The following is a 14490-nucleotide window of genomic DNA, read 5'->3' as shown; positions in this document are numbered from 1 at the left end:
GAATACGATCGGAGGACCGGGCTGTTCCTCTGACGATTAGACCGGATCACCATGCTTGACTGTTTCGACATCTCAAGGGAGGTGACCGGACGAAAGCGCGGGCGCCTTTTTAGCCAAAGACGCTATCTCGCGATCCTGAGCTGCATGTCATCCAGGAGAGCCAAGAGCCAATCAACCTCGCGTGCGATTTATGACGGTTCCGACTACATTGGCGCCAGCGCGTCGCAACAGCTGAACAGCCTCCGATGCCTCTTCGATCGTTGTTTTGCCAGCGCGCGCGACAACGAGGACGACGTCCGCGTAGCTTGCAAGTGCAAGCGCATCCATGGAATGGCGAAGTGCCGGAAGATCAAGAAGGACGTCGCCTCGTGATCGTGCCGCTTCGAAGATGCGGCGCACACGCGGATTGCGGAAGTCTGTAAACAGATTGGCGTTCGCGTCTCTCGAATGGATCGGCAGGACGGCAACCCCACCGACGTCCTCGAACGACAGTTGCTCTGGCATCAGGCCCGCAAATGCGGCGCCGGCCAGTGAAACAGCCGGGAGATTGTCTCCACTTGCCCGTGCGTCTTCGCCGTCAGCAGCCTTGAATAATGTCACGTGCCGACCGCCGCGACTGATGAGTTGCGCCAGACTGGCGCATAACGTCGACACACCGGCACCTGGCGTCCAGCCAACAATGGCAATCACGATGCTCTTTTCATTGCGCAGGCTTGTGCAGGCAATTTCGACCGAGGTGCGCAGATCGCGAATGGCGGCAACGAACTTTTGCTGCTGCGGGCTCGTAATATGCCAAGGAACACCTTCTGCGCCTGGAACGTCCGGGATCGAACCGAGGCAGCGGACCTCAATCTCGCGCGCCAGTTCCTTGGCGCTGCGAACGCGACGATCGAGCGCCATTCTCACGAAGACGACACCGAAACCGATCAGCAATCCAAGAACGCCGCCAAGAGCTACAATAAGGGATTTTCGCGGAGCCGAAGGTCCAAGCGGTGGCAAGGCTGCGCCGATGATGCGAGCATCGGCATCAGGCGTTGCAATTGCCGGCAGCGCGCCCTCGTGCATTGCTTCGCGCGCGGCATCGACCTGCCTTGCAAGCGAATCGAGGCGGCCCTGCAAGGCTTCCGTGCCTGCGCGCGCAATCTGTTCCTTGAAGGCCACAGTTTGATAGATATAGCCCGAAACAGCTGCGTTGGCGACGCGAGCCGGCAGCTTCGGATCCGAAGACGAATATTCGATTTCAATAACGAAGGATTGACCAACGCGACGCGCGTTAAGACGAGACATGAAACTCAAAAAAGCTGCGCGGTCCGCTTCATCTGCAAGCTCGATCGTAGTATTGGCCGCGCCTGGCTCTACGCGACTGACCGTTGCGCTCTGGCTACCGCGTTGTCCTGCGAGCAACGGCAGACCACTTAGTAACCTGGTCAGCAGGCCCGGCTGTCGGCGACCAAGTTCGGGGTCATCCTTGAGGTTCAAGCTTTCAAACACGGCTGACAACAGCCGCTCCGACCTAATGGTCTGGAGTTCGCTGTCGGCACGATTGAGATCCAGCGTCTGCTGCGCCCCGAACTCGCCACCAGAGGCTGCCGACTGGCGCGGTTCGAGCAGAAGCGTTGCCGTAGCCTGATAGGTTGGAGGCAAGGAATGGGCATAGAGCGCAGCAGCCAGGAGACCAGCTGCGCTGCAGGCCAAAAGCGGGACCTTGTGGCGTGCGCCGAGATCGATCAACGCGCGCAGTAGAGCAATTGGCCCGTCGCCAGTCACATCGGATTGCGTCTCGTTTACCCGCCAAAGCCTCGAGGTTACATCAATAGGGCGGGGTCTGTTGAACATCATCGTGCTCCTAGCGTTCAAGAGGTTCTGCTGGCAGACTTGGCATTGCTATCGCAGCGGCGCGTTCCGGTTCGAGCTTGCCACGCAGGGCGTCGAAGGCGGCCATCAGGTTGCCGCGGGCGCGACCGCGCCGGTCGATAAAGGGTTCGGGCCAGACGGCACGACTGAAGTTGCTGGCTGTGTTGCGGAAGATGTGATCAACGACGTTAGGAAGGCTCATCGTGCCCTTGGTCATCATGTAGAGCGGGTTGATAACCTGCGAATATCCCAGCCGTTCCCCACTGACCCTGCCGCTCTTGACACCCATATGGACGCCAAAAGCGAGAGCCGATTTGACGAGCCGGCCTCCGTGCTTTGCAAGTGCTGCTGCAAAGTCACGGTCTTCCAGCCATCCGTAGAGAACGAGACGCTCATCGAAGCTGACGTTGCCAATTGCCGAGAAACGGAAGGCCATGTTGCAGCCATAGGGACTGAACGGTTCCGACCATTTGGCGTCCGCGTGGCCGACCTCGACCAGATCAACGGCATCTTGAAAGGAAATGCCGGGCCCCTTGATGCCGTCCGCAAGGACGTGCCCGGTAAAACCGACGATCTGACTTTCATCGCGGAAGGTTTGGATTGCGGTCGCCAGCCAATTTTTGTCGGCAATGAAATCATCGTCGAAAAAAGCGACAATCTCGGTCCTGGATGCCACATGCTTCAGCGCGGTGTTGCGCTGTGCGGCAAGCCCAGGCGGACCGGTGACGATTGTGACTCCGGGGTGATCCGCGAGGTCCCCAGCATCTGATGCATCGACACAGGAGACGATCACTGCGTCGGGCCTCAGTGTCTGGGTCGAAAGAAAATGGCGCACGCTGGCCGCCACGATCTCCGGGCGGCCTCGGGTCGCGAAGACCACGCTGGCATGCGGCCCGCTCGGATCGACAGATTTGTGACTTCTCAGCTCGGTCTTTGGATTGTCGAGAAGCTCGATATAGCCGCTTGCCGCCTTTTCCCATGAGAATTGTTGAACCTGTTCGTGTCCCCGACCGACCAGGTCGCTACGCAGATGCACCGACGCAACGAGGGTGCGGATCGCCTTGATCCACTCGCGCGGTTCAAATGGGGAAGCTGTCAGCGCAGCTTCGCCGCAAACCTCCGGCATGCTGGCGCAGTGCGATGAAATGACGGGACAGGATCTCGCCATTGCCTCGACGATCGGCAATCCGAAACCTTCCGTAAGCGAAGGAAACGCAAGACAAAGCGCCCGATCGAACAGATAGGCGAGGTCGTGATCGGATACGCGCCCGAGAAAATGAACATTGGGTCGGCTCTGGAGCGCTAACTCGGTAAATACGCCGTCTCCCCCGCCAGCAATGACGACATCGAGGTTCATATCGTCAAGTTCGGGCGCGATATCGATCAAAAGTGACAGGTTTTTGTGGTGCGCACGCGACCCGAGAGCCAGGACAAACGGCCGAACCGCACCGGTCGAAGAAAGCATTTTCGGCGCGAGGTCGGCCAGGTCCGGGTTCCAGCTCAATGCGTGTTCATGCCCGTTTGGAAGTACCGCGATATCAGACAGACGAATTGGCAGATGTCGCGCTATCTGTCGCGCAGCCGCATGGGAGACCGAGGCGATCCGTAGAGATCGCCGAACAAGCAATGGCTGGAGATTGTGGTAAAGTGCGCGAAACGATCGGCTGTAGCTTTGGGGCGCAGCAAAGATATTCGCGTCATGAATGCAAACGATCTGGTCGGCCTTTACCGCCGGGGCCGTGTTGCACAGATTGAGAAGCCGGCGATTGTTACTCAGCCACGGCAGCTCGATTTGCTCCCACGCGTGACCGCTCAATTGACCGCCTTTTTCAAGCTTCATTCGCTGTAGCGACGGCTCTGCCGTCTTCGTCGGCACGATAAGGGTTGCCCCGTCCGCCGCCGTGAATTTGTCCATCGCGCCGAGGACATTGCGCGCGTAGCGCTGGACACCGGTTACGTCCTGCGTGAGAAAGCGGCCATTGATTGCGAATTCCCTCGCGCTCATCCAAAGTTCCCCTGGCCACCGCCAAATCGTGTCGCGGGCCGATTGAAGTGCATCAAATCAATTCGCTCTCTACCTTGTATCACGTGACATCCGCGCGCAATTAACCGCACCTGCGTTTCAGCACGCACCTCTACACAGGAATTGAATGGAGGGCGCGATAACGCGCCGCTAGGATTTTAGTAGCTGCCGCGCGAGCGTAGCACCGCTGGGATCGTTTTCAGCATGATCGACATGTCGCCAAGAACACTTTGTTCTTCGACATAGCGAACGTCGAGTTGGACGCGTTCGTTATAGCTCGTGTCGCTCCGGCCACTGACCTGCCACAAGCCGGTAACACCGGGACGAACCCTCATGTAATCGGCATAGTACAAACCATAAAGTTCCGCCTCGCTTGCAACGATCGGCCGCGGTCCGACGAGGCTCATCTGGCCGCGGATGACATTGAAGAGCTGGGGAATTTCATCGACACTGCTTTTGCGCAAGAGCGCGCCGAGCGGTGTTACGCGCGGATCATCCCTAAGTTTGCGGGTTGCGTTCCATTCCGCCCTTAGCGAAGGGTTGGCCGCCAGATGCCGCTTTAAAACCTCGTCGGCATTCTTGACCATCGTTCTGAACTTCAGGCACGGGAACATCACACCGTACCTTCCGATCCGACGATGGGCTATGAATATTGGTCGCCCTTGTACGATCAGAAGGACCGCAACAAGCATCAGGATCATTGGCGCAAGGACGAAAAGCCCTATGCTCGCAATTGTTGCATCAATCGCGTATTTGACGCCGTCCAGGATGGCGGATCTGTTATTATGTCCGAACAAATCGGATTTTCGGGAGATCGCTCTGCGAGAGTGCAGCGGCGCATTGTTGAACCTGTCGAAATTTCGACCGAGATCAATTTCCCTCATCTGCGTATTCCCCTCGTAAACATAAAGACCTCGGGCAGTTGCAGACAATGCCATCATGGCATGCACTGGAAAGCTAACAAGTATTAAACGATTTGACAATAATTTTATTGCGCTGCACTATATAACTGTGCAGCGCGGGATATAGATGTCACTTGTTGATCATATTTCTGTCTTAACTGCCTAATATAATTGCCAATAGTCTGGTTTTTAATCAAGACAATGGCAAGAACTACACCCGCAATGCACGCCGCGATAATTTCGATTGTTATATCTCGAGGGATTTGGCGTGCGAGTAGCAATTATTCATTACTGGCTCGTTGGGATGCGCGGTGGCGAGAAAGTTCTCGAAGCACTATGCGATATATTCCCGACCGCCGATATCTATACACACGTTTGTGATCTTGCGGCCATTTCTGACAAGATCAAACGGCACAAGATACAGACAACCTTTATTGGCGGTCTGCCCTATGCCAAACGGATGTACAAACGCTACCTGCCGTTGATGCCCATGGCGCTGGAGCAAATCGATCTCGGTGCCTACGACCTCGTCATCAGCAGCGAATCCGGCCCAGCCAAAGGCATCATACCGACGTCACCGGCATTGCATCTTTGTTATTGCCACTCGCCGATGCGCTACATCTGGAACATGTACAACAGATATTACGACAGTTCCGGTCTGATGACGCGCATGATGATGCCCCCGATGGCGCATTATCTAAGGACATGGGACGTCGCGACGGCCAATCGCGTTGATGATTTTGTCGCCAATTCGACAACTGTTGCCCAACGGATCAAGAGCTATTACCGCCGCGAGGCGACCGTCATCAATCCTCCGGTAGACACTACGGCATTCCGACCAGTGGCGGCCGCCGATGTCGAGGACTATTATCTGATGGTCGGAGAACTCGTCAGCTACAAGCGGCCCGATCTGGCGGTCGAAGCCTTCAACCGGATGAAAGCCAAGCTGGTGGTCATTGGTGGCGGCGAAATGCTCGACCATCTCAAGAAAATTGCGGGTCCGACTGTCACCATCCTTGGCGCACAGCCGTTTGATGCGCTTCGCCATCATTACGCCCGATGCAAGGGCCTGATATTCCCCGGCGAAGAAGACTTTGGGATCGTGCCTGTCGAGGCTATGGCAAGCGGGCGACCCGTCGTCGCCTTTGGGCGCGGTGGCGCGACTGAAACTGTCGTCAACAACAAGACAGGGGTTTTCTTTCAGACGCAGACAGTCGAGGCGCTGATTGATGCAGTCGAACGTATGGAGCGTCTGGACTTCAACCCTGCAGACGCCCTGTCTCGCGCGGCTGATTTTCGACGGGACGTCTTCGTGGATCGCTTCCGGAGCTACGTCGCCCGAGCGACTGGCGCCACATTGGCTGTATCGGCCTGACGCAAGAGACGAAATGCAAAGACAATTTCAACCGGAGTAACAGGATGCGGCTTTTCTCCTTACGCGAACGGGTCCAAGGACGAAGTCTTTCGGCGAGCGGGAAAGACAGGCGAAACCGCAAGGTGGCCGCCTCGGCTGCATTTCTGGCGTTTGCCGTGGCAGCTGGCGCCCAAGCCGGCGACGAATATGTCCCAGGGCCTCAGGACACTTTGAAGGTACGTGTCTACGAATGGCGCCCAAGCACGGGAACGGCATTCGAGTGGGCCCCTTTGACAGGGGATTTCGTCGTCTCTTCAGCCGGCAACCTGTCGCTGCCAATCATTGGTAACGTTCCGGTTGCAGGCAAGACACTCGAGCAGATATCGGAAACGATCGGACTGCGCCTTCAAAATGAGGTCGGTTTGCAGAAGCGGCCAAGCGCCTCGGTCGAAATCTCGTCATATCGCCCGCTTTTCGTGACCGGGCTGGTCGCTCATCCGGGCAAATATAACTACAGCCCTGGTCTTACCGTCATACAGGCGCTCAGTATGGCGGGCGGGATCGGTTCGACCGATGCCAGCATGATCAGTTTGCAACGCGACGCTCTGTCGAGCCGGGGCCAGGTGCGCGAGCTGGAAGCCGAAAGACTTGGTCTTATTGCCCGACAGGCTCGCGTTGAGGCCGTTTTAAACGGGGGCTCGTCGGTGGTCTTTCCTCAAGAGCTCATGTCGAGGGCCAAGGAGCCGCGTTTCTCGAAGATGATGGACGAAGAACAGTCACTCTTTGAGACCCGCCAGCATTCGATGACGACAGAGATCGATGCGCTGAACCGCGCCAAGGTGCTCGCCAACAACCAGATCAACGCGTTGAATGAGAAAGCTGTCTCACTTGCAAAGCAGATCGATCTGGCGAGCAAGGATCTAAACTCGGTCAACAAGCTTGTCTCACAAGGGTTGACGGTTTCGGCTCGTCAGCTCGGGGCCAACCAGAATGTCGCTGAACTCGAAAGTCGCAATCTGGACGTTTCGTTGGCGACGCTCAAGACCGAGCAGGATCTTGCCAAGGTGGATCAGGATATTGCCGACGTGCACAATCGCTATCGTGTCAGCGCGCTGACGGAAGCGGCCGAACTGCGCGACAGATTTGCGTCAAACACTGAAAAAACCAAGACGGCACGCGACCAGCTGAAGAACCTCGAGGTCCGCGCCCCGTCTGCAATGGCTTCCCTCGCTGAGGAAAAGAATCCCTACAGCTTCCTGATGACGGTTAACCGGGTAGTCGATGGCAGCATGCAGACACTTGTCGTCAGCGAAAATGATCCGGTGATGCCGGGTGACATGATTAGGGTCGAGCAGCGGGAAGAGCCAATGGCTGTCTCGACGGACGTCAGCAGCAACTGAGATTTTGGTTGTTGTATCGCATAACAACGCAATTTGAGCTTGCCTCAGCATAGGAGATACACGATTATATCCGGTTAGGGGGGAATTCGATTGGGAGGTCGGAGCAACCGATGGGCTGGGCGCTACTAGTCTCGTTTCTGATCGGCGCAATCTGCGCATTGCGGGTGCCTGTCCTCATATTCGCGCTGATCGTTCTGGTCGTGATGATCGCCTATGCTGGCGTCAGCTATACCAATGGCAGCCCTCTCATGCATGCGATCGCCTGGGGCTTTGTGTTCGCCGTCGTGCTGGAAGCAGGCTATGTCTTCACCCACGTGCTCCTGCATTCATTCTATACGCGACGGGAAAGCGACGCCGAAAAGCGGGCTCCCCAACAGGCACAATCAAAATATCATGCCGACTGACCGGCAGATTTGATAGCGGGCTCCGAAAAACATCGTGGCCAAGTCGTGCGATTGCTTGAACTTTGCACTGGACATTGATCTCGCACCGCTGGTGGCAAATCCTCAAACTGGGCTGCGTCGTCGGGCAAAGTCGGATTGCGCCCCTGTCTTGGCCTCTTTCGCCAATCTGGCGAGCGCGAGCTGTTCAGCCTTTGCCATCCCGAATTTCAGCCTGTATCCGGCCTGCTTGAGGCGGTCGCCGGAAAAGCGCATTCGCCATAGCGGGTTTCTGATCGGCAGGGTGTGGAAGCGTAAGAAGTCATGGAGCCAGTCGATGATCCATGGAGCACTAACGACATGGTAGCGGCGGTCACCGCTTGCCGCGAAAGCCTTGCGCATGAAATCAATATGCCTCGGCAAATCGCGATCGTCTTCCGCGATATTGTATATCTCGACCCGCCCAGCCTCGCCCTTGCCCGCCAGCCCCTCCTCGATCGCCCAGATGAGAGCGTCGGAAACATCGCCGACATAAATGTGATGAGCGTGACGGTGCGATGCGAGCATGCGCTTGAACAGGCTCCAGTCGCGAACGCCGATGATCTGGCCGACGTCGACAACGACGGCTGGTCTGAAAATTGTACATCGCATGCGGCTGGCGACCCGCATGAGCGCCATCTCGCCGGCAAGCTTGGTGCGGCCATATTCGCGCACGTAATCCAGCGCCCAGTATTCCGAGGCGATATCGCGATCAACCGATAGAACCGGTGAGCTCTCCGAAATCTCAACGGCGCGACCGCTTCCGTAGACGGCGATCGAACTCGTGTAAGAGAAGGCCTTTGCGCCCGCATTCTCGGCAGCTCGCGCCAGCCGCTCGGTCGCTCTTTCATTCAGCGGTCTCATGCGATCCTTCTTGCCGATTTCGGCGGCCAAATGGATCACCCCGGCACAGCCTTCGACGAGAGTGTTGAGATCCTCATCGCTTGCAAGGTCAACCTGACGCCATTCAAGCCCCTGGTCGTCGCGGGGCGGCTCTCGCGACGTGGTCGCTCTCACGCGATAGCCGCGTTCAAGCAGGTCGGCGACAACGAAGCGACCAATCCGGCCCGTCGCGCCGGTTACGAGAATGGTTTCACCCGGCATGCGCGGTCACCTCCGCAAGGATTGGACGCGCCAACCTGTCCTTCAAATGGTCGGCGAGACGAATTGCCATGGCAACGATCATCTGAGTCGGATTGCAGTGTCCGGCGGTCGGAAATACCGAGCTTCCGGATACATAGAGGCCTTCGACGCCGTGAACCTGGCAATCGACGTTGACAACCCCCTTGGCGGGATCGCTTGACATGCGCGTTGTGCCGGTCGGATGAGCAACATCGACGAAGCTTGCAGGGATGGGCGCCTTGTCGCGCACCCAGTCGGCCAGAACAGGGTCTGGAAACCCTATTCTGGAGAATTCGGCTGCGACCAGTTCCGCCATGCGATGCATGGTGCGCGCCTCGACCGGATGGCTGCGCCAATCGACCTTGGGCAAGCGCATCCCGAAGCGATCACGACGATCCGACAGGCTCATGCGGCTGTCTTCATCGGGCATCTGCTCGCACATGCAATCGAGCGTAAGCTCCTGCAGCTTGCGCGGCAGGCCATTCCGCGCTCCGAAATAATCGACAGCTCCTTGAACCATCAAAGGGACATTGCGCGCCACGCTGACAACGTCCTCGGGCAGCCTCGGCTTTCGTGCCGCCAGGCGCCGCAATGCGTCCCAGGGATCATCAGGCGCAAGCACTTCTCCCAGCCAGCCTGCACAATTGAGCAAATGCTCGTCTCGCTGAACTGCCGGGCTCAGTCTGAGCCCAGCACGGAAAAAGCGACCGCGAACGTTGTAGCGACCAAATCTGCGACGCAACGCTTTCGAACCGCTTAACGAGAAAAACGCAGTTGGACCACGTAAGTGGTCCATCAGGTAGCGGCCGACCCGGTCACGATCATTGCCGAGCGCTTTGCGATCCTGGTCGTGGGAATTGAGAAGAATGCGAGCATTCTCAATGCCTCCAGCGCAGAGCGCTACAGAGCTTGCGACAAGGCTATGCTTTCGTCCGTCGCCTGTGGCAAACTCAAGGCCACGCGTTTTGGTGCGCGCCTCGTTTGCCAGCACCCGCAGCGCAGTCGCTCCTGTTACCAGTGTGACATTGGGACCGAGGTGCTTGGCTATGTGCCGCCCAAACCGCATATACTCGAATGGGTAAGACTCCGCGTCATCCCTGCTGAACTGCCAGAAGAAGGGCAGTAGCAGTTTGGCGGAAACCTCTTTCTTCGGCGCATTGCGTCCTGCAATCGACCAGAAGCGCTGGTCGCTGTAGCCGTTACCAAGTGCAAGTCCGAGATGATTGGCGCTTCGATCCATGTATGGGTCGAGATCGCGCATGGCGATTGGCCATCCGGAATGTTCAACCCAGTCGCGTTGTTCGAAGTCGATGGCGTCGAAAGGGCCGCACCGACCGCCCCAGGTATGCGAACTGCCGCCAAGGATGCGGTTGCGCACGGACCATTGGTCCCTAACCCGCGGGCGCCCGATATTCTCAATATCGTTCAACGTGTCATTATCGGGATCACGGCGCTCGCCACCACTTTCCAGAAGCACGACATTCAATCCAGAATGGGACAGTTCACGCGCCAGCGTCGCGCCGGCCGGTCCTGAACCTACGATGCAGACATCACAACGAAGCAGCGGGACCACCGTATCGCCAGGCTGCAGATCAATAATTGGCATCGCCCATCACCCCTTGCGTGTCGTTTCTAAAATGGCGGTGCATTGCCCGCTTTCTCGGTCGATCGACTACCCGTTGCCAGGGACTGGTTACGCGGGTCTTTCCCCATCATCTCAGTCGCCTCGCCCTTGCCAGACATCTAGCTCCAGCCTCTCAGTGCAGGCAGATCGCTCTGGTGGCGTAGCGGGATAAACGGTGCGGTAGCCTCGGCGATAGCATCCGGACGACTGGCGGTTAGGCCCGCCAGGATGAAGAACAGCAGCCCCAGGTCGACTGTCGGACCAACGACGAGCGCGCCGGCAAGCAAGCACAGGCATCCATTGCGTGCAGCAAGCTGGACATCGCCGACGAAGCTTCTGGCAGGCGCGCGACCGGGGCCGAGGGCCGTTATGGCAAAAAGGAGAAAGAAGAGAGCTCCGGGGACGCCGACGTTTGAAAGCACCGCCACCGGGAAGCTCGAGGTTCGTGCCGTTCCAAGACCAACGCCCAAGCCGTAGGTATCGAAAAAGTTCTGCAGTCCGAAGGTGTTCCAGGAACCACGGTCAATGGCCGAGCTCGAGGTCGATTTGCTAAGAACGAGGACGTCTATGTAATCATGGACTGTGTCGAAAATATCCTGCTGCAACACGACGATCAGTCCGACAAGCAGAACAACGAGGGGAGCAAGAACGGTCACAGCGGCGCTGTTGCCGGTTCCTGAACCAACGCCGCTGCGCAGCACTGCCGTGAAATAGAAGATCACCAAACAGACCGGCGCGGCAACAAGCCCCGCAGAGGAGGTCGACAGGACAATCAATGCCAGAGAGATGACGGCAAGCGGGCCGGTGCATCTTGAATGCCGCTGGCAAAGCCAAAGGGTCGCGGTAAATCCGAACGCGCCAAGTGTCGTACCGGCAAAAGCAGAGGCCTCTGGCCACGAACCGACAATGCGTTTCATGCCGTTGACCGTGTCGTTGTCATGGAAGGTGTACTGCGCGTTGCGAATGAACTGCAGCATGTCCTGGGCGCCGATTGCACCGGTGACGACATCAAGGAGGGCAAAGACCACGTTTAGTGCGGCGTAGACTATAAGCCCGATGACAATGGCCCGGAAACCCTGGGCCGTTGAGCCGACAGTCGTGACCAGCAGGAAGCAGACAAGATCCGCCACCAGATAGACCGTCTGCGTTAGATTGCTCGAGACGGGTCCAAGCGAAACCACTCCGCTAGTAAGCGGCTGTTCGGCGATGCCGAGAGGGATGATTGTCGTTGCATCGGCAAACAGGCGCGGCAGAAAGTAGGCGGATAGTCCGCCATAAAGGACAAGACAGGCCAACCAGAAGCCGGGACGACCAAAGTGCAGGCCATCAAAGAGTGGCCCTGTTTGCCGTCTGCCGCGAAGCACGGAAAGAGCAACGAACAGCAGGAAAAGATGAGCGGGCTGGACGCTGGAGGAACCAAGCACAAACGCTGCTGCTGCGCCAAGCAGAGTCAATGCCACGAAGGCTTTGATTGTTGCATCCTGACCGAGCGCCAGGCAGTAGAGGCCGAGCGCAATCGTGAAAATGCCGATCGGTTCAACGCCCATCGCCAGCCACACTCACCCGCGCACCGGCGACCATGGCAGGCTTGGCTTGCCGCGCAATGCCGGTCTTTCCTGCGATCAGGCCCTTGAGTTTGAGAGCATGCTTCTCTACGGCGTGCCACGAAAAAACGGCAAGTAATATCGTAGCCGGTAGAGACAGCGCGATGTTAAGATACCATTCGCGGTGTTGTGGAAAGAGATGTGCCACCGTCTGCTGTACCGGAAACGCGTAGAGGTAGAGACCGTAGGAGTAATCACCACTGGCAATGAACGGATGCTTTGGCGGTCTCGTGAGGCCGATTGCAACCGTAACATATGCGATAGGAAAGGCGGCGAAGTACGGCGCGTAAGGGAGGTTCAGCATGACGAACGACACTACTGCTGCGGCAATCGCACGAGGTGCCGTCACCTTGATGTGCTGACGGCAGACAAACAAAACAACACCAGCCAGGAAGCTCAAGAGAAGAATGCGACCAGGTAGGGCCCCATCCATGGGCAGGTCGGTCGCTCCGCGCATGAGGTCGCGTCCAATAACGGCAAGCTGGGCTATCACAACAACGCCGATCAGCAGGGCCGGTCGAAAAACAAAGCCGATCACCGCAAGCACGGTCAACGCAACGTAGCACTCCAGCTCGTATGGAATGGTCCAGAGCGATACATTGACCGCCTGATAGTAAGGATTGTCACGAAAGAGACCAGGCAGCAGATACTGGATATGGCCAACAATATTCAGGAAATAGGTCGAAAACTGCGGGTCTGAAACGTAACTGGCAAGCGGCAAGGTCGTAAAGGCCGGCCCCAGAAGAAGGGCGCACAAGGTCACTTCCACCGCAAGTGCCGGTACGAGGCGAAGTGCCCGCAGACCGAGGAAACGGGCAACATTGCGCGTTCGCAAGAGGCTGGCACTGACAAGGAAACCGCTCAGGGCAAAGAATGCCGGCAGAACGAATGTTATCAGACCGCGCAGCGGTGGCTGAAACAGGAAGACCTCACCGGCTTTGCCATAAGAGACCGCAAAGCTGTGAATGCATAAAACCGCGACCGCAAGCACCACCCTAAGGTAGTCGAAGCCTGAGGTATATCCATTCGCAAACCGCTCCTCGATCGACACGGTCTTACTCCTGTCTCTGGCATTTGCAGTAATAACGAATACTACGCTGCGACGCACAATAGTCCGGAAGCCAGTATTTGCAAAGACACATATTGCACTGCGACAGAAAAATAGGCGACAGCGACTAAACTTTTGAATGATGGCGAAACTGCAACACATTTACCTATTGTCTCCGGCCCGAGATCGCGCCAGACTATCAATTATATGACTGATTTATCTATCAATTTCACATCAGTCGAGTATAGTTCGACGGCCCGCGGCGAAAGGGTAAAAATGCTGCAGTGCGCCATGGTCGGACAACATAAAGCGTCGGAACCGTCGATTTTCTAGTGATGACAGCGATTCATTTCTGTTGCAAAGTTCTGCTAACCGTGAAACCTTCGATGCAATTACTGGAAATAACCATGACGCGTTTCGTCCAATTAATGCGCGCTCCCGGCATCTATTTACGGATTCTGGTCGCTACACTTGCGTTCTCGCTGATAACATACCTGCATTATAAATCAGTAACATTGACGCTATACTATAGCGTTATTTGCATATTTCTTATGCAGTTTGGCTACATAGGGGGCGTTCTATTCCTTATTTGGCGGGAAAAGACGCAGCGAAACGCAAACTAGCGGTTGTGCATCGAAGATTGTTGTGTCGTTTCCGGAAGGAGGAGAAGCCGGGCCTTAAGACACGCACATTGAAGGATTGGTGTGTGATAAAATTCGGAACCAGTGGGCTTCGCGGCTTGTCTGTCGACCTTAAGGGCCGGGCTTCGGCGCTTTATGCCACAGCCTTTGGCCGCTATCTGCTCGACCGTGGAATGACCCGCCCCGGTGACACTATCCTGATCGGTCGTGACTTCAGGGATTCCAGCCCGGAGATCGTTGCAAACTGTGCCGATGCACTTGATCGCCTTGGCTTCAAGGTCTGCGACTGCGGCACGGTGCCAACACCGGCGCTGGCGCTTTACGGACTTCAGAAAAAAGCCGCGGGTCTCATGGTGACAGGCTCGCACATCCCAGCCGATCGCAATGGCATCAAGTTCTACCGGCCGGACGGAGAAATCGACAAGACGGACGAGGCTGCGATCACGACTGTCGCGACAGAACTCGACCGTGCCGGCTTTACGTTTGTCCCCCGCAGTGC

10 protein-coding genes and 1 pseudogene are annotated in these 14490 nt (G+C 57.0%); 4 read left to right on the top strand and 7 right to left on the bottom strand.

Annotated features, from left to right (window positions below; translation table 11 throughout):
- Positions 1–171: 171 nt before the first annotated feature.
- The 3 genes from C934_RS0117165 to C934_RS0117155 all read right to left on the bottom strand — a co-directional run bounded on the left by C934_RS0117165 (position 172) and on the right by C934_RS0117155 (position 4761).
- Entirely contained in the window at positions 172–1839 is a 1668-nt protein-coding gene (locus tag C934_RS0117165) for a GNVR domain-containing protein (protein ID WP_026371861.1), read from the bottom strand.
- A gap of 7 nt (positions 1840–1846) precedes the next feature.
- Entirely contained in the window at positions 1847–3859 is a 2013-nt protein-coding gene (locus tag C934_RS0117160) for a glycosyltransferase (RefSeq protein WP_018857885.1), read from the bottom strand.
- Positions 3860–4035: 176 nt separating this feature from the next.
- Positions 4036–4761 carry a sugar transferase gene (locus C934_RS0117155; RefSeq protein ID WP_018857884.1) on the bottom strand — a complete coding sequence of 242 codons (726 nt, stop codon included), beginning with the start codon at positions 4759–4761 and terminating at the stop codon, positions 4036–4038.
- A 322-nt stretch (positions 4762–5083) separates the two neighbouring features.
- Here C934_RS0117155 and C934_RS0117150 point away from each other — a divergent pair, with 322 nt between their 5' ends.
- The 3 genes from C934_RS0117150 to C934_RS0117140 all read left to right on the top strand — a co-directional run bounded on the left by C934_RS0117150 (position 5084) and on the right by C934_RS0117140 (position 7937).
- Positions 5084–6154: a glycosyltransferase gene (locus tag C934_RS0117150; RefSeq protein ID WP_018857883.1), complete on the top strand. Its 1071-nt coding sequence runs from the start codon at positions 5084–5086 to the stop codon at positions 6152–6154.
- 44 nt (positions 6155–6198) lie between these two features.
- On the top strand, positions 6199–7533 hold the full coding sequence (locus tag C934_RS0117145; RefSeq protein WP_026371859.1) for a polysaccharide biosynthesis/export family protein: 1335 nt from the start codon (positions 6199–6201) through the stop codon (positions 7531–7533).
- 110 nt (positions 7534–7643) lie between these two features.
- A complete protein-coding gene (locus C934_RS0117140) occupies positions 7644–7937 on the top strand; it encodes a hypothetical protein (RefSeq protein ID WP_018857881.1) in 294 nt (97 codons plus the stop codon).
- Positions 7938–8039: 102 nt separating this feature from the next.
- On the opposite strand, the gene C934_RS0117135 is transcribed toward C934_RS0117140, so the two are convergent.
- The 4 genes from C934_RS0117135 to C934_RS0117120 form a co-directional block, all read right to left on the bottom strand.
- Positions 8040–9056, bottom strand: coding sequence for an NAD-dependent epimerase/dehydratase family protein (locus C934_RS0117135; RefSeq protein WP_018857880.1), 1017 nt, complete (start codon positions 9054–9056; stop codon positions 8040–8042).
- Positions 9046–10680, bottom strand: coding sequence for a GMC oxidoreductase (locus C934_RS0117130; protein WP_018857879.1), 1635 nt, complete (start codon positions 10678–10680; stop codon positions 9046–9048). The genes C934_RS0117135 and C934_RS0117130 overlap by 11 nt, the downstream gene beginning before the upstream one ends.
- A gap of 137 nt (positions 10681–10817) precedes the next feature.
- Positions 10818–12245 carry a hypothetical protein gene (locus C934_RS0117125; protein ID WP_018857878.1) on the bottom strand — a complete coding sequence of 476 codons (1428 nt, stop codon included), beginning with the start codon at positions 12243–12245 and terminating at the stop codon, positions 10818–10820.
- Positions 12235–13353, bottom strand: a complete 1119-nt coding sequence (locus C934_RS0117120; RefSeq protein ID WP_018857877.1) for an acyltransferase family protein — start codon at positions 13351–13353, stop codon at positions 12235–12237. Before C934_RS0117120 ends, C934_RS0117125 begins: the two co-directional genes overlap by 11 nt.
- 706 nt (positions 13354–14059) lie before the next feature.
- Here C934_RS0117120 and C934_RS32040 point away from each other — a divergent pair.
- A pseudogene (locus tag C934_RS32040) lies at positions 14060–14490 on the top strand (phosphomannomutase); the annotation flags it as partial.

It is taken from the genome of Rhizobium sp. 42MFCr.1, from assembly GCF_000377185.1.
Classification (GTDB): Bacteria; Pseudomonadota; Alphaproteobacteria; order Rhizobiales; family Rhizobiaceae; genus Rhizobium; species Rhizobium altiplani.
Note: the sequence above shows the minus strand (reverse complement) of the source record. Positions and strands in the feature narration are given on the sequence as shown.